The 18,493-nt window shown below is 70.7% G+C and carries 19 protein-coding genes and 1 pseudogene; 10 read left to right on the forward strand and 10 right to left on the reverse strand.

Features of this window, described 5'->3' with window-relative positions; genetic code table 11:
• From ABH928_RS23455 to ABH928_RS23480, 6 genes and pseudogenes are all read right to left on the reverse strand, one after another.
• A pseudogene (locus ABH928_RS23455) lies at positions 1-629 on the reverse strand (histidine kinase); the annotation flags it as partial.
• Positions 630-766: 137 nt separating this feature from the next.
• Positions 767-1,396: a potassium-transporting ATPase subunit KdpC gene (gene kdpC, locus ABH928_RS23460; RefSeq protein ID WP_370069648.1), complete on the reverse strand. Its 630-nt coding sequence runs from the start codon at positions 1,394-1,396 to the stop codon at positions 767-769.
• Positions 1,397-1,434: 38 nt separating this feature from the next.
• Positions 1,435-3,573 carry a potassium-transporting ATPase subunit KdpB gene (kdpB, locus tag ABH928_RS23465; RefSeq protein ID WP_370069650.1) on the reverse strand — a complete coding sequence of 713 codons (2,139 nt, stop codon included), beginning with the start codon at positions 3,571-3,573 and terminating at the stop codon, positions 1,435-1,437.
• The gene (gene kdpA / locus ABH928_RS23470) at positions 3,573-5,237 is read right to left on the reverse strand and encodes a potassium-transporting ATPase subunit KdpA (RefSeq protein WP_370069653.1); all 1,665 of its coding nucleotides are present in this window, start codon (positions 5,235-5,237) and stop codon (positions 3,573-3,575) included. The genes kdpB and kdpA overlap by 1 nt, the downstream gene beginning before the upstream one ends.
• Positions 5,237-5,326: a K(+)-transporting ATPase subunit F gene (gene kdpF, locus ABH928_RS23475; RefSeq protein WP_196193981.1), complete on the reverse strand. Its 90-nt coding sequence runs from the start codon at positions 5,324-5,326 to the stop codon at positions 5,237-5,239. Before kdpF ends, kdpA begins: the two co-directional genes overlap by 1 nt.
• A gap of 638 nt (positions 5,327-5,964) precedes the next feature.
• Complete coding sequence (locus ABH928_RS23480; protein ID WP_370069656.1) at positions 5,965-6,348, reverse strand: DUF3592 domain-containing protein; 384 nt, start codon at positions 6,346-6,348, stop codon at positions 5,965-5,967.
• A 286-nt stretch (positions 6,349-6,634) separates the two neighbouring features.
• Here ABH928_RS23480 and ABH928_RS23485 point away from each other — a divergent pair, with 286 nt between their 5' ends.
• Complete coding sequence (locus ABH928_RS23485; protein WP_370069658.1) at positions 6,635-7,057, forward strand: universal stress protein; 423 nt, start codon at positions 6,635-6,637, stop codon at positions 7,055-7,057.
• 54 nt (positions 7,058-7,111) lie between these two features.
• On the forward strand, positions 7,112-7,363 hold the full coding sequence (locus tag ABH928_RS23490; RefSeq protein ID WP_370069660.1) for a hypothetical protein: 252 nt from the start codon (positions 7,112-7,114) through the stop codon (positions 7,361-7,363).
• A gap of 35 nt (positions 7,364-7,398) precedes the next feature.
• On the opposite strand, the gene ABH928_RS23495 is transcribed toward ABH928_RS23490, so the two are convergent.
• The gene (locus ABH928_RS23495) at positions 7,399-7,929 is read right to left on the reverse strand and encodes a hypothetical protein (RefSeq protein WP_370069662.1); all 531 of its coding nucleotides are present in this window, start codon (positions 7,927-7,929) and stop codon (positions 7,399-7,401) included.
• Positions 7,930-8,124: 195 nt separating this feature from the next.
• Positions 8,125-8,826 carry a ComEA family DNA-binding protein gene (locus ABH928_RS23500; RefSeq protein WP_370069664.1) on the reverse strand — a complete coding sequence of 234 codons (702 nt, stop codon included), beginning with the start codon at positions 8,824-8,826 and terminating at the stop codon, positions 8,125-8,127.
• A gap of 213 nt (positions 8,827-9,039) precedes the next feature.
• Between ABH928_RS23500 and polX the strand changes: the two genes are divergently transcribed.
• On the forward strand, positions 9,040-10,812 hold the full coding sequence (gene polX, locus ABH928_RS23505) for a DNA polymerase/3'-5' exonuclease PolX (RefSeq protein ID WP_370069666.1): 1,773 nt from the start codon (positions 9,040-9,042) through the stop codon (positions 10,810-10,812).
• A gap of 9 nt (positions 10,813-10,821) precedes the next feature.
• Here polX and ABH928_RS23510 read toward each other — a convergent pair whose 3' ends face one another.
• The gene (locus tag ABH928_RS23510; protein WP_370069668.1) at positions 10,822-11,394 is read right to left on the reverse strand and encodes a hypothetical protein; all 573 of its coding nucleotides are present in this window, start codon (positions 11,392-11,394) and stop codon (positions 10,822-10,824) included.
• Between the two features lie 314 nt (positions 11,395-11,708).
• Here ABH928_RS23510 and ABH928_RS23515 point away from each other — a divergent pair, with 314 nt between their 5' ends.
• From ABH928_RS23515 to ABH928_RS23525, 3 genes are all read left to right on the forward strand, one after another.
• Positions 11,709-13,409, forward strand: coding sequence for a PP2C family protein-serine/threonine phosphatase (locus ABH928_RS23515; RefSeq protein WP_370069670.1), 1,701 nt, complete (start codon positions 11,709-11,711; stop codon positions 13,407-13,409).
• Positions 13,410-13,547: 138 nt separating this feature from the next.
• Positions 13,548-13,907: a YciI family protein gene (locus ABH928_RS23520; protein ID WP_370069672.1), complete on the forward strand. Its 360-nt coding sequence runs from the start codon at positions 13,548-13,550 to the stop codon at positions 13,905-13,907.
• Between the two features lie 22 nt (positions 13,908-13,929).
• Positions 13,930-15,225, forward strand: coding sequence for an RNA polymerase sigma factor (locus ABH928_RS23525; protein WP_370069674.1), 1,296 nt, complete (start codon positions 13,930-13,932; stop codon positions 15,223-15,225).
• A 25-nt stretch (positions 15,226-15,250) separates the two neighbouring features.
• Here ABH928_RS23525 and ABH928_RS23530 read toward each other — a convergent pair whose 3' ends face one another.
• Positions 15,251-15,925: a hypothetical protein gene (locus tag ABH928_RS23530; RefSeq protein WP_370069676.1), complete on the reverse strand. Its 675-nt coding sequence runs from the start codon at positions 15,923-15,925 to the stop codon at positions 15,251-15,253.
• A 224-nt stretch (positions 15,926-16,149) separates the two neighbouring features.
• Between ABH928_RS23530 and ABH928_RS23535 the strand changes: the two genes are divergently transcribed.
• The 4 genes from ABH928_RS23535 to ABH928_RS23550 all read left to right on the forward strand — a co-directional run bounded on the left by ABH928_RS23535 (position 16,150) and on the right by ABH928_RS23550 (position 18,460).
• The gene (locus tag ABH928_RS23535; protein WP_370069678.1) at positions 16,150-16,878 is read left to right on the forward strand and encodes a hypothetical protein; all 729 of its coding nucleotides are present in this window, start codon (positions 16,150-16,152) and stop codon (positions 16,876-16,878) included.
• 42 nt (positions 16,879-16,920) lie between these two features.
• Positions 16,921-17,199, forward strand: coding sequence for a DUF3995 domain-containing protein (locus ABH928_RS23540; protein WP_370069680.1), 279 nt, complete (start codon positions 16,921-16,923; stop codon positions 17,197-17,199).
• Between the two features lie 427 nt (positions 17,200-17,626).
• Positions 17,627-18,058, forward strand: coding sequence for a VOC family protein (locus tag ABH928_RS23545; RefSeq protein WP_370069682.1), 432 nt, complete (start codon positions 17,627-17,629; stop codon positions 18,056-18,058).
• Positions 18,059-18,127: 69 nt separating this feature from the next.
• Positions 18,128-18,460, forward strand: coding sequence for a thioesterase family protein (locus ABH928_RS23550; RefSeq protein ID WP_370069684.1), 333 nt, complete (start codon positions 18,128-18,130; stop codon positions 18,458-18,460).
• The last annotated feature ends 33 nt before the right edge of the window (positions 18,461-18,493 follow it).

Here is an 18,493-nt window from a genome sequence, read left to right on the forward strand (position 1 = left end):
GCCAGTTCGCGCAGGGCGGTGAGGTTGCCGACGCGGAAGTAGTTGGAGAGGGCGGCGTCGACCTTCTCGGCGGTGTAGACGTTGCCGTGGGCCATCCGTCGGCGCAGGCCCTCGGGGGCCATGTCGACCAGCTCGATCTGGTCGGCGCGGCGCACCACCTCGTCCGGGACGGTCTCCCGCTGCGGCACCCCCGTGATCTTCTGAACCACGTCGTTGAGCGACTCGAGATGCTGCACGTTGACGGCCGTGAGGACGTCGATGCCCGCGTCGAGGATTTGCTGGATGTCCTGCCAGCGCTTGGCGTTGCGCCCGCCGGGCACGTTGGTGTGGGCCAGTTCGTCCACCACGGCGACGCGCGGCGCCCTGGCGATCACCGCGTCCACGTCCATCTCGGTGAACCGGCCGCCGCGGTACTCGCGTTCGAGCCGTGGCACAGTCTCCAGACCGGTCAGCAGCGCCTCGGTATTCGGGCGTTTGTGGCACTCGACATAGCCGACCACCACGTCCTGCCCTCGGGCCAGTCTGCGCTGCGCCTCGTCGAGCATCTTGTAGGTCTTGCCCACGCCCGGCGCCGAGCCGAGGAAGACCTTCAACCTGCCCGGCGGGACCGACCCGCTCCGCGCTGACACCAGGAACTCCCTTGCGAGTTACGAGTGACGATCTGTGCGGTCCGGCCGCGCGGAGCCGATCTGCTCCGCGCGGCCGGACCGGTGATGCGTACTACGGGGTACTGCGGGTACTGCGGATACTGCTGCCTGACGTCGACTCAGCCGAGGTTGGTCAGAGCGGTGTTGAGCTCCAGCACGTTCACGCGGGGCTCGCCCAGGAAGCCGAGGTCACGGCCCTGCGTGTACTTCGTGACCAGCGCCTGAACGGTAGCCACCGACAGACCGCGGGCCTTGGCGACCCGGTTGACCTGGATGGCCGCGTAGGCGGGGCTGATGTCCGGGTCCAGGCCGGAGCCGGACGAGGTGATCGCGTCCGGCGGAACCGCGCTCTGCGACACTCCGTTGAACGCGGCCAGGGCCGCCTTCAGCTGGGTGTAGGTCGCGGCCAGACCGGCGTCGTTGGTGCCCTTGTTGGTGGCGCCGGACGCGGTCGGGTCGTAGCCGAGCGCTCCGGCCGCCGACGGACGGGACTGGAAGTACTTCGAGTCCGGCGTCTGGGACTTGCCGTCCTTGGAGAGGACGGTGAAGTTCTGGCCGATCAGCGAGGAGCCGACGACCTGTCCCTGCGCGTTCTTGACCAGCGAGCCGTTGGCCTGGTCGCTGAAGGCCGCCTGGGAGATCCCGGTGATCGCCAGCGGGTAGGCAAGGCCGCAGAGCACCGTGAACAGGAGCAGGATCCGCAGACCCGTCAGGTGGTTCCGCACCGAGGTGGGGAGGGGCTTAGCCATGACGATTCATCACTTCTCTTCTTCTCCGTACGGAGTGCTCAGTGCAGGCCGGGGATGTACATGACGACGAGGTCGATCAGCTTGATGCCGACGAACGGCAGGATCAGACCGCCGATGCCGTAGATCCCCAGGTTGCGGCGGAGCAGCGACTGCGAGGTCGAGGGCCGGTAGCGGACGCCACGCAGGGCCAGCGGGATCAGGCCGATGATGATCAGCGCGTTGAAGATGATCGCCGAGGCGATCGCCGACGTCGGGCTGTGCAGCTGCATGATGTTCAGCTTGCCGAGGCCGGGGTACACGCTGGCGAACATGGCCGGGATGATCGCGAAGTACTTCGCGACGTCGTTGGCGATGGAGAAGGTGGTCAGCGCACCGCGGGTGATCAGGAGCTGCTTGCCGATCTCGACGATCTCGATCAGCTTGGTCGGGTTGGAGTCCAGGTCCACCATGTTCCCGGCCTCCTTGGCGGCCGAGGTACCGGTGTTCATAGCCACGCCGACGTCCGCCTGCGCGAGCGCGGGAGCGTCGTTGGTGCCGTCACCGGTCATGGCGACCAGACGGCCGCCCTCCTGCTCCTTCTTGATCAGGGCCATCTTGTCCTCGGGAGTCGCCTCCGCGAGGAAGTCGTCCACGCCCGCCTCCTCGGCGATCGCGGCGGCCGTCAGCGGGTTGTCACCCGTGATCATGACCGTCTTGATGCCCATGGTGCGCATCTCCGCGAAGCGCTCCTTGATGCCGGGCTTGACGACGTCCTTGAGGTAGATGACGCCCAGCACGCGGGCCGGGGCATCGCCCTTCTTCTCCGCGACCACCAGCGGCGTACCACCGAGGTTGGAGATCCGCTCGACCGCCACGTCCAGCTCGTTGGACGTCTGCCCGCCGTTCTCCTGGACCCAGGTCGCGACGGCGGCAGCGGCACCCTTGCGGATGGCGTGGAGGCCGGTCGTCTCGTCCAGGTCCACACCCGACATGCGGGTCTGGGCGGTGAACTCGATCCACTCGGCGTGGGCCAACTCGCCCTGCGCACGCTCGCGCAGACCGTACTTCTCCTTGGCCAGCACCACGATGGAACGGCCCTCGGGCGTCTCGTCCGCGAGGGACGAGAGCTGCGCGGCACTCGCGACCTCGTTCGCGTCGGCACCCCCGACGGTCACGAACTCGGCGGCCTGGCGGTTGCCGAAGGTGATGGTGCCGGTCTTGTCCAGCAGCAGCGTGGAGACGTCGCCCGCGGCCTCGACGGCGCGACCGGACATCGCCAGCACGTTGCGCTGCACCAGCCGGTCCATACCGGCGATGCCGATCGCGGAGAGCAGCGCACCGATCGTCGTCGGGATCAGCGCGACCAGCAGCGACACCAGCACGACGATCGTCTGCGGCGCACCGGCGTACTTCGCCATCGGCTGCAACGTGACAACTGCCAGCAGGAAGACGATGGTCAGCGACGCCAGCAGGATGTTCAGCGCGATCTCGTTCGGCGTCTTCTGCCGAGCGGCACCCTCGACCAGCGCGATCATCCGGTCGATGAAGGTCTTGCCCGGCTCCGACGTGATCTTCACGACGACCCGGTCCGATAGCACCTTCGTACCACCGGTCACCGCGGAACGGTCACCGCCCGACTCACGGATGACCGGAGCCGACTCACCCGTGATCGCCGACTCGTCCACCGAGGCGACACCCTCGACCACGTCACCGTCACCGGGAATGACCTGACCGGCCTGGACTATGACGTGGTCACCCAGCTTGAGCTGGGTGGCGGAGATCTCCTCCTCGGCGACCTCCGTGGCACCCGGGGCCCAGGCGCCGACGACGCGCCGCGCCAGGGTGTCCGTACGGGTCTTGCGCAGCGTGTCGGCCTGCGCCTTGCCACGGCCCTCGGCGACGGCCTCGGCCAGGTTGGCGAAGACGACGGTCAGCCAGAGCCAGACGGTGATCACCCAGGCGAAGACGCTGGGCTTCTCGATCGCGGACAGCGTGGTGAGCACCGAGCCCACCTCGACCACGAACATGACCGGGTTCTTGAACATCACCCGCGGGTCGAGCTTCTTGCACGCGTCCGGGAAGGACTTGAGCAGCTGCTTGGGGTCGAGCAGGCCCCCGCCGATCCGACGCTCAGCCGGAAGCTCGGGCTGCGGGGACTCCGGCGTGACCTCCGGAGAGTGCAGGGTGGGTGTGGACATCAGTGGAGGCCTTCCGCGAGCGGCCCGAGCGCCAGGGCCGGGAAGTAGGTGAGCCCGACGACGATCAGGATCACGCCGGACAACATGCCGACGAAGAGCGGGCTGTGGGTCTTGAGCGTGCCGGTCGACGCCGGCACGTGCTGCTGCTTGGCCAGCGAACCGGCGAGCGCCAGGACGAAGACCATCGGCAGGAACCGGCCGAACAGCATCGCCAGACCGAGGGCCTCCTGCCAGTGGTTACTGGTCACCGTGATACCGGCAAACGCGGAACCGTTGTTGTTGGCGGCCGAGGTGAACGCGTAGAGGACCTCGGAGAAGCCGTGCGGGCCGGTGTTGTTCATACCGCCGCCGTGACCGGCCTTCAGCGACATCGCCAGACCGGTACCCACCAGCACGATCGAGGGCGTGGTCAGGATGTAGAGCGAGGCGAACTTCATCTCGCGGCCACCGAGCTTCTTGCCCAGGTACTCCGGCGTGCGGCCGACCATCAGACCCGCGACGAAGACCGTCACGATCGCCAGCACCAGGATGCCGTAGAGGCCCGAACCGGTACCGCCGGGCGCGACCTCACCGAACATCATGTTCAGGATCGTCACGCCACCGCCGAGCGGCGTCAGCGAGTCGTGCGCGGCGTTGACCGCACCGGTCGAGGTCAGCGTGGTCGAGGCGGCGAACAGCGAGCTGCCCGGGATGCCGAAGCGGACCTCCTTGCCCTCCATCGCCGCACCGGCGATGTGGGCGGCGATGCCCGAGTGCTGGTTCTCGAAGAACGAGATCAGCGCAGCCGAGGCGGCCCAGTACAGGCCCATGACCGAGACGATCGCGTAGCCCTGCTTCTGCGACTTCACCATCGTGCCGAAGGTGCGGCACAGCGCGAACGAGATCACCAGCAGGAGGTAGATCTCCAGCAGGTTGGTGAACGGGTTCGGGTTCTCGAACGGGTGCGCCGAGTTGGCGTTGTAGAAGCCGCCGCCGTTGGTGCCCAGCTCCTTGATGACCTCCTGCGAGGCCACCGGACCACCCGGGATCGACTGCGCGGTACCGCTCAGCGTGTGGATGATCGTCGGCAGGTGCAGGTTCTCGACCACACCGCCCGCGACCAGGACAAGAGCGAAGACGACCGAGATCGGCAGCAGCACCCGCACCGTCAGCCGGCTGAGGTCGACCCAGAAGTTGCCCAACAGGTCGGTCTTCTGACGGATGAAGCCGCGGATCAGCGCGGTGACGACGGCGATGCCGACGGCGGCCGAGAGGAAGTTCTGGACCGTCAGTCCCGCCATCTGTACCAGGTGGCCCATCGTCGACTCACCCGAGTACGACTGCCAGTTGGTGTTGGTGACGAACGACGCAGCGGTGTTCCACGCCACCGCCGGCGAGACCGCCGGAAAGCCGAGCGAGAGCCACAGGTGCTCCTGCAGCCGCTGGAACGCGTAGAGGAAGAGGACCGAGACGAACGAGAAGGCCAATACCGAGCGCAGATAGGCGGCCCAGGTCTGCTCCGCGTCACCGTCGACGCCGATCAGTCTGTAGATGCCGCGCTCCACGCGCAGGTGCTTACGGGTCGTCAGCACGTAGGCCATGTAGTCGCCCAGCGGCCGGTAGGAGAGCGCCAGCGCTCCTACCAGGGCGAGGGCCTGCAGAAAGCCCGCGAGGGTAGGGTTCACTAGAACTTCTCCGGACGGATCAGGGCCGCGATGAGGTAGGCGACAAGGCCGATCGACACGATCAGGCCGATGATGTTGTCGGCGTTCACAGCCGCTCAACCCCCTTGACAATCAAGGCGAGGACCGCGAACACCACGATCGTCACCCCGACGAAGAACAGGTCCTGCATGGGAAGGCCACCCCAGAAGAACGAAGGCGTGATCCGGCCGGGAGAGTTCCCGGGCGGCGCCGCCCTATGGGCGGCAACCGAAAGGAAAGCGCACGTGCAGATGCCGTCAGCACATCCTTGACGCCCTCCTTGCGCGGCCCCCAGGAACCGATACGCGCTCTTATCGGTCCTTTATCCGGCTGAGACCGGAGGGTCGCCCGGGCGTTGCGAAACAAGCGGGGTTTCGGTCAACCCGGGTCAGGACAAGGGGAAGCAGAGACAAAAGGAAAAGGGGCGCGCGGCTCTCCCTCGGGCCGCACGCCCCTCGCTGTTGCTCTCCCACCTTTACCGGTCGCCGCCCTGCAAGGCTTGACCGGCGGAAAGCAAACCCCCGGCCCGTTGCTCCCCCACGGAACTGCGGGCCTGGTTCCCCCTGACCAGAGAACCTAGCCGGGTTCTGCACCTCGACCTGACCGCCCTGACGCCTCCTTCACGCCCCTGGCCGATCTCCTGACGAACCCTTGACGCGGGCGTCCGAACGCACCCCCGCTGCCGCCTGTCCGGCCGCCTTTCCGCAGCTCAGCCCGGCCCGACCAGCAGCGCCAGCGCCGCCAGCACCGCCACCACCCCGAGCGCGACGAAGACCCGTTCGCGCCCGCTGCCCTCACGGCCCTCCACCACCACCTCGCGCGGATCGGCCGGGTCGTAGCGGAGCCAGACCTCACTGCCGTCCCGCAGCCCGGAGGGGCCGTAGACCTCCATCACCAGCTCGCGGTCGTCATCCGTGGTGAACTGCAGCAACGGCCGGGTGGCACCGGGCCGGAGCCGGACCAGGGCACGCACCCGACGGCCGTCGTGACGGATCCGGCGCGTCTGCCCCATGCCGACGATCCCCGCCAGATAGGCGACGACCCCGCCGACACCCAGGAAGACGCCGGTGACGATCCCGCCGGCATCGCTCATCGCACCCTCTCCTCGCCCGCCACCGTCCGCCACCCTCGCGTCCGCTCCCTGCCCAGTTTGCGCGTCACTCGAACACCGGGCCCAGGGACGGGTCAGGGAGGCGTCAAGGAGCGGGCCGCAGGCGTATGGAGCGCGTCAATGGCCCTGGTGGCACACCTTTTCACGCCGTCCAATGGAGTCGGGCGGTCCGGGTGGACCGCCGTAGCGCTGTTCTGCCGTTCGGAACATCCGTACGCCAGAACGCCGGAACGCCAGGAAGCCCGAGGGCCAGAAAGAAGCGTGTGCCATGACTGAGACCTCACGAGTGATCGTCGGCGTGAGCGACGAGGTCGGAGACGTCGCGCTGCTGCGTCGCGCGGCGGAGGAGGCGCGGCGGCAGCATGCCGCGCTGGTCCCCGTGCTGGCCTGGTACCCGGTCGGCGGCGAGCAGCTCTACCGGGCGCACCCGTGTCCGGAACTGGCACGCGACTGGGAGCGCCGCGCGTGCGACCAGCTCGACGAGCTGGTCTCGGACGCGATCGGTCCCGAGGAGCCGGTGCGGGTCCAGCCGACCGTGGTCCGGTCGGAGACCCTGCGGCAGGCCGTCGAGTCCGTGGCGGTGCGGCCCGGCGACGTCACCTTCCTGCCCACTCCACGCGCGGGCCTGCTGGCCCGGCTGGGCCTGCGCCACCACCACAACCACGGCCACGGCGTGGCCCTGGCCAGCTGAGCTCGAAACCGCTGAGCCGCTGAGCCTGAACCGGAAATCGGAGGAGACCACCCCGTGGGCCTGATCGAACTCGCCGCCCTGCCCTGCATCATCACCTTCACCCTGCTCGCCGTCGGCGGCACCCTGCTGCTGGCCCCGACCCGGGCGATGCGCACCCTCGGCGACGGCTTCGGCTTCGACGGCGCGGCAGCCACCCGGACGGCGGCGCGCCGCCTGCCCGCCCGGGTGGCCGGTCTGCTGCTGTGCGTCTACGCGGTGTTCCTGATGGCCAACACCCTCGGCCTCTTCCGCGCTTTGCACCTGTAGCAGTAGCAGTTGCACCTACCTGAGTGCAGAACTGTCTACGTCGCCGAGGAAATCGCCGGACCCGCAGCCAACGGGAGGGTCACCGTCTGCGCCGCGTGGGCGGGCCTCGGTCCCGGGTAGAAGAGCGTCACCTTGGTGTACCGGGTCTGGCCCGCGTGGCCCTGCCACGGGACCGGGTCGGTGAGGGTGACGTCGACCGGGAAACTGTGGAAGTGCCCCGCTGCGCAGTACGGCTGGCAGTCGTTGGCCACGTCCGTCGCCGTCGCGTACGCCGACACGCCGTCCCAGCGGGTCCAGTGCGCGGAGGTCAGGTAGTTGTTGCCGTCCCCGCAGGCCAGCACGTACTGGCTCGGCTGCGACTGGGGCTTGCCGGAGCAGTCCAGGACCACCGGCGGGCTCGTCTGACCGGTACTCCCGGACGCCGTTGTCGACGGTGCCGACTGCGCCGACTGCGCCGACGATTTCGAAATCGTCGACGTCGCCGCATGCCCGGGCGAGGCCGCCGCAGGAAGAAGTGCACCGGCGCCCAGCACCAGTACCGCCGCCAGTTTGAGGACTGCCACCATGAGCTGCTCCCGAGTCCGCTCGCCCGTCCGCCGCTCCCCCGGCCCCCCACGCTACGTGCTGAAAGCCGACGATGCCACGGTTAAATGGGAGAAAATTGGGACACACGGGATGGACCGGGCGATCCCCCACCCCCCACCCACGCCAACGACAAACCCTGACGTCACGTCACCATCCGTTCTGCGATGGATATTCACTCAGTTCAGGAACAGCAGGCGGTCCGCCAGCTCCACCGCGAGTTCGTCAGGAAGATCGGCGAAGACCTCCAGCTCCTGGATGCAGGTGAAGCTGCCGCGCGACTCCCGGGTCTCGACTATCTGCCGGGCCAGGTCCGGCGTCATGCCGGGCAGGGACGCCAGGACCGGCGCGGGGACGTGGTTGACGTCGGCGAGACCGCCGTCGTCGTAGGCGCGGGGCAGGTCCGGGCGGCCGATCCGGAGTTCGCGGGCGAGCCCGGGGTCGTCGGCCAGCAACTCGCGCGCGTGGACCCGGAGCTCCCGACGCGCCCTCGCGTCCGCCAGGACCGCCTCGTTCGCGGCCTCCTCCGGGGACGGCAGCGCCTCCCGCGCGAGCGGCGCCCCGACCAGGCGTCGACGCACCGAGAAGGTTGCGCCCAACCCACCGCCGACCAGCACCACGGAGACCAGTCCGCCGGCCGTCGTGCTCTCGACCGAGTCGGTCGGCGCGTCGGCCATGACCAGCGCGACGACCGTGACTGCCAGCGCGATCCCGGACAGCACGGCCAGCGCCCGCTGCTGCAACCACCAGGCGGCCCAGCCCAGCACCGCGAAGGTGCCGAGTCCGATCGTGAACAGGGGCAGCAACGCCCACAGGACGCTCCCCGCCGGGCTCATCGGCCCTGCGGGGCGCCCTCCGTCACCCTTGTCCGCCTTTGTCACGTTCTACACGGTAGGGCTGATCTTGGTCCCGAGCACCCGCAGACCGAACGCAGACCCCTGGCCTGCGGCGGACCAGCGTAACCGTCTCTGCCCGCAGTGCGACGCCGCCCCGGACGACCCGAGGGCCGCCACCTGCCGGCGCTGCGGCGCCGAGCTCCACCCGCGCGACTGACGTCGCATGCGCGGCGCCCAGGGCGACCGTAGGCTGAGCCCATGGCCCGGCTCAACGACGAGGTCGCCGCGCTCCTGGACGAGTACGCCGACCTGTTGACCCTCACCGGCGGGGACGCTTTCCGGGCCCGCGCCTACACCAAGGCGGCGCGGGCGATCGCCGGTCACGGCGCCGACCTGGCCGGACTGGACGCCAAGGGGCTGCGCGAGATCCCCGGCGTGGGCAAGTCCGTGGCGGAGAAGGTCGACGAGTTCCGCAGCACCGGCGCGATCCAGGCGTTGGAGGCGCTGCGCGCCCAGATCCCGCCGGGCGTGCGGGAGATGACCGCGATCCCGGGCCTCGGTCCGCGCAAGGCGCTCACCCTCCACCGCGAGCTGGGCGTCTCCACCCCCGCCGAACTGCGCAAGGCCGCCGAGGCCGGACGGCTGCACGACCTGCCGGGCTTCGGCGGCCGCACCGAGCAGAACATCCTGCACGGCCTGGACCTGCTCCAGCAGTCCTCGGAGCGGACCACGCTGGACGTGGCCTTCGACGTCGCGGACGAGATCGTCGCCGCGCTGTCCACGGTGCGCGGCTGCCACGACTGCACCTACGCGGGCTCGCTGCGCCGGTTCCGGGAGACGGTCGGCGACCTCGACATCCTCGCCTCGGCCGAGGACTCGGGCCCGCTGATGGACGCCTTCGTCGCGCTCCCGCTGGTCACGGACGGCGGCGAGGTCATCGTCCACGGCCCGACCAAGACCTCGATCCGAACCGCGCGCGGGCTCCAGGTCGACCTACGGGTGGTCCCGCCGGACGCGCGGGGCGCGGCGCTGGTGTACTTCACCGGCTCCAAGGCCCACAACATCCGGCTCCGGACCATGGCGGTCAAAGCGGGGCTCAAGCTCTCCGAGTACGGCCTCTTCGACACGTCGACGGAGGAGCGGATCGCGTCCGCCACCGAGGACGAGGTCTACGCCGCGCTCGGCCTGCCGTGGATCCCGCCGCCCCTGCGGGAGGACCGGGGCGAGATCGAGGCGGCACTCGACGACCGGCTGCCCACCCTGGTCACCGTCCGCGACCTGCGCGGCGACCTGCACCTGCACACCGACCTGACCGACGGCATCGCCACGCTCGACGAGATGCTCGCCACCTGCGCCGCGCGCCGCTACACCTACGCCGCGGTCACCGACCACGCGCCCGACCTGGTCATGCAGCGGATGACCGACGAGAAGATGCTCGCCCAGCGGGAGCGGCTGCGCGAACTGGCCGGACAGTACGGCCGGATGCGGCTGTTGCACGGCACCGAACTCAACATCGGCCCGGACGGCGGCGTCGACTGGCCCGCGGAGTTCCTGGCCGGCTTCGACCTCTGCGTCGCCTCGATCCACTCCCACTTCGGAGCCAGCCGCGACGCGCAGACCCGCCGCCTGATCCGGGCCTGCGAGAACCCCTACATCCACATCATCGGGCACCTCACCACGCGCCGTCTCGGCCGTCGCGGCGGCATCGACGCGGACCTGGACGCGGTCTTCGCGGCCTGCGCGCGCACGGGGACGGCGCTGGAGATCAACGCCTCCCCGCAGCGGCTCGACCTCAACGACGAACTGATCCGACGGGCCCACCAGGCGGGCGTCCACTTCTCGATCGACAGCGACGCCCACTCGACGGTCCAGCTGGACAACCCCCGCTACGGCGTGGGCCAGGCACAACGCGCCTGGCTGACACCGGACGCGGTGATCAACACCTGGCCGTGGCAACGGCTCAAGCACTTCCTTGACAAGCGCAGCCTCGACCGGGCGGACAAGAAGTCCGCGCGGGCGGCGGCAAACTGAGTCGTCGCGTCACCGAAGATGCCGGGCCGGCCGACCCGCGCTCGCAGCCCGGGCGGTGAGCGCGGCACGAGCAGCGAGGGCGGCATGGGTCGCGGCGGCGGCCCGAGCCCTGTGGACCGCACGGGCCTGCTCATGAGTCTGCCCGTAGGCGTGCCCGTGGGCGTGCCCGTGCCAGCAGCGGCGGGTCGCCGCGTCAGTGAGCAGACCGAGGCCGATGGCGAACATCCACGAGTCCTTGGCCAGCGCGATGCCCTGGTGCGTCGGCCAGATGCTGCCCGGCTCGCGCATGCCTGGCGTGCGGAAGTAGACGCCCAACAACGCTCCGGAGAAGCCGGTCAGCGCTGCGCCCGCGACGGCCGTCGGCACGAACGGCGCCAACAACGCGCCGCCTACCGCCATCTCGGCGACGGAGAGCGCCTTGGTGAACTTGTCCGCGGGCAGCGGGTCGAGTGGCGGGTAGGCGCCGGCGGCCACGCTGTGCAGCGCGTCGGCGGTCTGCTGGTCGGCGTTCCACTTGCTCCACCCGGAGTGGAACACGAACGCGCCGACCACCGTGCGGGTCGGCACTTCCCGTAGCCGCATGACGCCCTCCTCCGAGACCGGTGCGAACCCCTCCCTCCGGGGTACACCAGCTCACCGCCCGGCGCGCGCCGAGCCGGTCGGCGACCGGTCGACAGCCTTGGCGGAGCCCGCGGACGAATCCGGGTCGGAATCCGGATCGGAACGCGAGCCCCCAGGACTCCTGTGAGCGAACGGTGACGCCGACGACACACACGGATCGCTCACGTGTGAACCGGACGACAGCGAGCCGAACACAGGTGCGTTTGCCCGAAACCTGCGTGATCATGGGGTAAGTTCTGTCGGCCGGGTCCGAGCCCGGCGCTGAGGAGGGAGCGGTGGGCGCGGAGGTCCCCCCACGGGACGCCGTCGGCGCATCAATGGACGCTGCGGCCCTCGCCATGGGCGTGAACCGGGATGCGCTGCTCTCCGCCCTTGTCACGGACCTGCCGTTCGGCGTCGCCCTGCTCGACGGGCAACTCGCCTGCCAGTACGTCAACGAGACCTTCGTCCGCCTGACCGGCACGGACGACCCGCGCACGATCGCCGCCGTCGCCGACGCGGCGCATGACGTGCTGCAGGACGGGATCGCCAGGGTCGGCGACTACGGCGCGGCCCGACTGCGGGTGCAGCGCCTCGACCTGGAGCCGGACTCCGCAGCCTCCACCGAGGGCGCAGCCTCCGCCGAAGCCGAAGGTGCCGAAGCCACCGCCCGAGCCGGCGTGCTGGTCCTGGCGAACGTCGACGACGAGGAGGCCGTCCGGACCCGCGCCCGGCTGTCGCTGCTGACCTCGGCCGGCGCACGCATCGGCACCACGCTGGACATAGACACCACCTGCACCGAGCTCGCCCGCTTCACCGTGCCCACCCTGGCCGACCTCGCGGCCGTGGACATCCTGCCGCCCGGCGCTCCGGACCACCGGCTCGGCGCTCCGCTCGGCTCCGCCCGGCTGCTGCGCGCCGCCGTCGCGGGCACCCCGGAGCTGCATCCGCAGCTGGCGACGCTGGCGCACCCCGGCGAAACCGTCCGCCACCGGGACGGCTCGGCCGTGGCCCGCAGCCTGGCGGCGGCCAAACCGGTCGCGGTCACGCTGCGCACGGAGGAGGACCTCGCCGTCGCGCTCTCCGACGAGCACAGCCGCAGCGTCTTCCGCGCCGCCGGGATCGCCGCGATGCTCGCGCTCCCGCTGAGCGCGCGCGGACATCTGCTGGGCGCTCTGGTGCTGGCCCGCGCCGGCGAACGGGAGTTCTCGGACGCCGAGATCGCGATGATCGAGGATCTCGCCGACCGCGCCGCCCTCAGCATCGACAACGCCCGCCGCTACATGCGCTCCCAGGGCATCGCCCTGGAACTCCAGCGGGCCCTGCTGGCCGAGCCGGCCAACCCGCACCCGAACCTGGAGATCGCCTGCCGCTACCTGCCGTCCGGCACCAGCTCGGTGGTCGGCGGCGACTGGTACGAGACGGTGCGGCTTCCCTTCGGTCGGACGCTGCTGGTCATCGGCGACGTCATGGGCCACGGCGTCGAGGCTGCCGTGGACATGTCGACGTATCGCTCGATGCTGCGCTACGTCGCAGGCGCCGACCTGCCCCCGCACCGGATCCTGCGCCAGCTCGACTCGCTGATCTCCGAGAACGAGGCCGCCCGCCCGGCCACCTGCCTGCTCGCCCTGCTGGAGCCGAGCCGCAACCGCGTCACCTTCTCCAGCGCGGGACACCTGCCCCCGGCGCTCGTCACCCCGGGCCGGCCCACCGAACTGCTGGCCCTCCCGAGCGGCCCGCCCCTGGGCACGGGCGTCGGCGGCTACGAGCACCTGGTCCGCGAGCTGCTGCCCGGCCAGGTGCTGCTCCTCTACACAGACGGCCTGGTGGAGCGGCGCCACGAGGACATCGACGTCTCCCTGGAGCGCCTCGCCGCCCTCCCGCTCCCCGCTGCGGGCGAGCTCGACGACCTCCTCGACGCCGTGCTGCACAGCTCCGACCCGGCCCAGGCGGAGGACGACATCGCCCTGCTCGCCGCGCGCGTCGTCCAGCGCTGAAGATTTTTCCGGGATTTCCGACCAGGAGTGTCGATCGGGCGCGGTCCCGTTCGTAGTGGTTGTATCGGGCCAGCAGGACGCCGGTCCCGGGGATCGCCAACCAGCGAGACCACCAACCAGCGGAACGAGGAGAACGTCATGAAGCAGTACCTGCTGTCGGTGCACATGGTCGAGGGCCAGGAGCCGCCTGCTCCGGAGGCCATGCAGAAGATGTTCGCCGACGTCGACGTGTTCAACCAGCGGCTGCAGAAGAGCGGCGCGTGGGTCTTCGCGGGCGGGCTGTACCCGGCAGACGTCGCCACCGTGGTGCGGATCCAGGAGGACGGCAAGGCGCTGACCACCGACGGCCCGTTCGCCGAGACCAAGGAGCACCTGGGCGGCTTCTGGATCGTCCAGGCCCCCGACCTGGACGCGGCGCTGGCCCTCGCCGAGGAGGGCAGCCGGGCCTGCCAGGGCCCCGTCGAGGTCCGCCCCTTCCAGGAAGTGCCGGAGCAGTAGGCAGAGCGACGGGACGCTGACGGTGGATCAGCCCGCAGCGGGCGGCGGCACGGCCACGGAAGAGGTCTTCCGCACCGAGTACGGCCGGTGCGTGGCCACCCTGATCCGCTTCCTCGGCGACATCGACCTCGCCGAGGAAGCGGTGCAGGACGCCTTCACGGTGGCCCTGGAGCGCTGGCCGGAGGCCGGCGTGCCGCCCAACCCGGGCGCCTGGATCACCACCACCGCCCGCAACCGCGCCATCGACCGGCTGCGGCGGGACTCCTCGCGGCACGCCCGGCACGTCGAGGCGCAGCAACTGTTGGAACTCCGGACCACCGGCGACGGCGGCGACGGCGACGGCGGCGACGGCGACGGCGGCGACGGCGACGACGGGGAGGAGGTGGGTCCGGTGCGCGACGACCGGCTGCGTCTGATCTTCACCTGCTGTCACCCGGCCCTGGCCCGCAACGCGCAAGTCGCCCTGACCCTGCGGCTGCTGGGCGGGCTGGAGACCGGCGAGATCGCCCACGCCTTCCTCGTACCCGAGGCCACCATGGCGCAGCGGCTGGTGCGCGCCAAGCGCAAGATCAGGGATGCGGGCATCCCGTACCGGGTCCCGGCGGAGGCCGAACTCCCGGACCGGCTACGGGCCGTACTCGACACGGTCTACCTGGTCTTCAACGAGGGCTACGCCGCCTCGGGCGGCGAGGCGCTGCTCCGCGAGGACCTGTGCGCGGAGGCGCTCCGACTCGCGGGCCTCCTGGTCGAGTTGATGCCGGACGAGCCCGAAGCCGTCGGCCTGCTGGCGCTGTTGCTGCTCACCCACGCCCGCCGCGCGGCGCGAACCGACGCGGAGGGGATGCTGGTCCTGCTCGACGACCAGGACCGGTCGCGTTGGGACCGCGAGATGGTGACGGAGGGTCAGAATCTCGTCCGCGCCTGCCTGCGGCGCGGCAGCCCGGGTCCGTACCAGATCCAGGCCGCCGTCAACGCCGTGCACAGCGACGACTCACTGACGCCACAGGCCCGTTGGCAACAGGTGCTGGCCCTCTACGACCTCCAGCTGCGACTCGCGCCCACGCCTGTCGTGGCGCTGAACCGCGCCGTCGCCCTGGCCGAGGTGGCGGGCCCGCAGGCCGCGCTCGACGCGGTGGACGCCCTCCCGGCGGACGCGCTGGCGGGCTACCACCTCTTCCACGCCACCCGCGCCGACCTGCTCCGACGACTCGGCCGCCGCGCCGAGGCGGCCGCCGCCTACGACGCGGCGCTGGCAGTCGCGACCAACGCCACGGAGCGCGACTTCCTCTCCAGGCGCCGCGCAGAACTCAAACCGTAGCCACGAAACCAGAAGTGACTTCCCGTCAGCCACGCTTCGCCGCAATGCCGAGAGCGTCCAGCGCCGTCGTCCAGTCCGACGCGATCGCCTGCTGTGCGGCCTGGAGCGTGACCTGACCCGAGCAGACCGCGTCGTGCACCGCCGACTCGACGTCGTCCTTGGGGTTCGCCGTGCCGGAACCGGACACGTGGCCCGGGGACGGCGGCTCGACCCACAGATTGCGCGGGTCGTTCGGGTCGCCGCCGACCCCGAGCGGGACCAGGTGGTCGTACTCGGCATCGGACAGCCGCCCGGTGTAGCCGTAGGACCGAGCGTTGAGCCGCTTCTCCGCGTCGGTCACCTGACGCGGCGGTCGGACCCCGGCGGTGTAGCCGCCGTGACGACAGAGGGTCTGGCGCAGATTCGCCTGCGTGACGGCCGGGTTGATCGCGCCCGGAGTGCAGCGCGGGTCCGGCAGCGGTTGCCCGTCGCCGCTGCGGTAGTGGCAACTCCCCGCCGGCGGCTGAGCGGCCACCCGGTACTCTTGCTGCGGCCCGGGCCCGACGGCCGGCGTCGCACCTCCGGAAGCCGCGGATGCGGCCGGAGCCGCCGGGGCGACCGAGCCGCCACTGCCGCACGCGGCGCAGAAAAGCAACGGCACCGTCAGCAGCACCGCCCGGAGGCGGACGGGGTCGGTCCTACGGCGGTCGGCTGTCGGCACGTTCACGTTCCTCCGGCTCGGGGCCCCCTTCGGGCGCAGACTTCCCTCGGGCGGCCCTCAGCGTAGGCGGAGGCGCCGCACCGGGGCGCGGGACACGCGGCGCAACTTCACTCTGACGGGTAACGCGACACAGCCCTGACCTGCGGTCGCATCTGGAAAGCTGGTGCGTCACCAACCGTGACCAGCAGTCACGGAGTGTGCATATCGCCCGGAGGGAGCGGCAGATGACCCGCGTCGCAGGAAAGCTCGGCAAGCTCGCACCGCAGTTCCCGGTCGTGCTCAAGGAGTTGAACGCCTACACGACCGCCCCGCTGCCCAAGCCGCCCGCGTCGGTGGACTGGGGCGCGTCGGTCACCAGCTGGCCGATGGACGGCAACGACCGCTACGGCGACTGCACCGTCGCCGCCGCGGCCCACCTGATGCAGTCCTGGAACGCCCAGACCGGACAGAAGGACGCCGTCCCCACCGAGCAGCAGGTCGTCGACGAGTACCTGCAGCTCTCCGGCGGCCAGGACACCGGGCTGGTGGAGTCGCAGGTGCTGCACACCTGGCAGACCAGCGGACTGTGGGGCAACCAGATCCTCGCCTACGCCCCCGTCAACGTCCACGCGCTGGTGGCGATCCGGCAGGGCATCGCGCTGTTCGGCGGCGTCTTCGCCGGGATCCAGGTGCCCGCCAACGCCGAGCAGCAGTTCCAGGCGGGCAAGCCGTGGATGCTGGAGCCCGGCTGGCAGGAGCAGGCGATCGTGGGCGGCCACGCCGTCCCGCTGCTGGGCTACGACGCCCAGGGACTCCACTGCGTGACCTGGGGCGCGGTGCAACAGATCTCCTGGGACTGGTGGTCCACCTACGCGGACGAGGCCTGGGCGGTGCTCGCCCACCAGTACGAGGAGGCGGGCGCGGTCAACGGCGTCGACCTCGCGACGCTGACGCGCGACCTCAAGCTGGTCTGAGGCGTCCGTGTTCCCCGCGCCTGCGCGGGCACACTTCCGACCGTGGAAACCACGGTGAGACAGCACCTGCGCCGCAGTTGGCCCGGTTACGCCGCGTGCGTGTGGGGCGTGCTCTTCGGCGCGATCAGCCTGTACTGGGGCTCCGGTGGCCGGACCGGCCTGGGCACCCTCGGCGGGAGTCTGGAGCGTCAGGCTCTCGCCGGCGACCCGGCCCTGCTGGCGGCGGCCTGGGTCACCGGCGCGCTCAAGCTCGTCGGCGCGGCCCTCGCGCTCGCCCTGGTGCGACCGTGGGGGCACCGCCTCCCCCGCACGCCGCGCTGACCCCACGCCGGCCCCGTTCCGCCCCTGCCCTGCCGGGAGCAGCCCCCGGGTCGCACGCGCGATCGACCCGCGTTCACCCTTCGGGGCTAATCAGCCCCGAGCCCGCAGGCCGCCCGTGCCCAGCGCCGTAACGTTTCTTCTCGGCCGGTGACAGCCCCCTGGATCCCGGCCGGAGCGGCTGCGCGGTTTGGTCGATCGACGGCAGTCCGCCCGGGGAGCGAAGCCGCCTGACACGCCTGCTTCGCTCCCCACCCTTCATTCCGGGGTGCCCATGCCGGGCCCATGTCACACGGCCGTCCCGCTGGTGCGCTGTGTTATACCGAGAAGCGGCTGCCGGAAGCGGTTGTACCCAGCAGCGGCGGACGCACGCGGACGACGAACCCGGACGACGAACCCGGACGACGAACCCGGACGACGGGAGACCACGATGACCACGGACCAGCCTCCGCAGGGCCCACGACCGAGCTCGGTCGTGCTTTTCGTCCACCAGCTGGACGAATCCATCGCCTTCTACCGCGAGTTGCTCAAGCTGGAGCCCCGGATCCGCACGGACACCGCCGCCCTGCTGTCCCGCGAGGACGGACTCCAGGTCTACCTGCGGGCCACCGGCGCGGGCGGAGCCCGTCAGGCCGGCACGGTCGGGCTGCAGTACGTGTTCTGGACCGCGGTGGACCGCGACGACCTGGACCGCTGCGAGCAGTTGCTCAAGGACCGCAAGGTCCTCGTCTCCGCCTGGGAGGCGGACGGATTCCGCGTCGTCGAGGGCCGCGACCCGAGCGACTCGCCGGTCATGATTTCCTTTCCGGGACCGGAGTCGGTGCCGCGTCACGACATCATGGACCGGATCTACGCCTGGTAGGTCCCGGCTCACCCCGCGCGGCGCCGCCCATCAACCCCGAGGGACAGGCGGAACAGGATGCGTCATCAGGTGACCGATGCGGACACGGCCATCGCGCTGGGCAGCGGCGACGTCCCCGTGCTCGGCACGCCCCGGCTGATCGCGTGGCTGGAGGCGGCCACCGTCGAGGCGGCGGCGCCCTTCCTTGCGGAGGGACAGACCACCGTCGGCACCGCGATCCGCGTCTCACACGTCCGTGCCACCCGCGTGGGCGACCACGTCGAGGTCTCCGCCTTCGCACCGCTCGAAGCGGAGGGCCGTCGGCTCACCTTCCTGGTCAAGGCCGTCGACAGCACGGACACGCTGGTGGCCTCGGGGGAGATCGACCGGGTGCTCGTCGACCGTGAACGGTTCCTGGCCTAGCACCGAGGCTCCGACCCCTCAGCCGGCCGCTCA

This window comes from Streptacidiphilus sp. MAP5-3 (genome assembly GCF_041262505.1).
Lineage (GTDB): Bacteria > Actinomycetota > Actinomycetes > Streptomycetales > Streptomycetaceae > Streptacidiphilus.

Bases quoted from the DNA above. Each gene is read 5' to 3' on its own strand.
- ABH928_RS23510 (WP_370069668.1), bottom strand. From the start codon at position 11,394: ATGCGGCTACGGGAAGTGCCGACCCGCACGGTGGTCGGCGCGTTCGTG.
- ABH928_RS23485 (WP_370069658.1), top strand. From the start codon at position 6,635: ATGACTGAGACCTCACGAGTGATCGTCGGCGTGAGCGACGAGGTCGGA.
- kdpB (WP_370069650.1), bottom strand. From the start codon at position 3,573: ATGTCCACACCCACCCTGCACTCTCCGGAGGTCACGCCGGAGTCCCCG.
- ABH928_RS23480 (WP_370069656.1), bottom strand. From the start codon at position 6,348: ATGAGCGATGCCGGCGGGATCGTCACCGGCGTCTTCCTGGGTGTCGGC.
- polX (WP_370069666.1), top strand. From the start codon at position 9,040: ATGGCCCGGCTCAACGACGAGGTCGCCGCGCTCCTGGACGAGTACGCC.
- kdpC (WP_370069648.1), bottom strand. From the start codon at position 1,396: ATGGCTAAGCCCCTCCCCACCTCGGTGCGGAACCACCTGACGGGTCTG.
- ABH928_RS23535 (WP_370069678.1), top strand. From the start codon at position 16,150: ATGACCCGCGTCGCAGGAAAGCTCGGCAAGCTCGCACCGCAGTTCCCG.
- ABH928_RS23520 (WP_370069672.1), top strand. From the start codon at position 13,548: ATGAAGCAGTACCTGCTGTCGGTGCACATGGTCGAGGGCCAGGAGCCG.
- ABH928_RS23495 (WP_370069662.1), bottom strand. From the start codon at position 7,929: ATGGTGGCAGTCCTCAAACTGGCGGCGGTACTGGTGCTGGGCGCCGGT.
- ABH928_RS23545 (WP_370069682.1), top strand. From the start codon at position 17,627: ATGACCACGGACCAGCCTCCGCAGGGCCCACGACCGAGCTCGGTCGTG.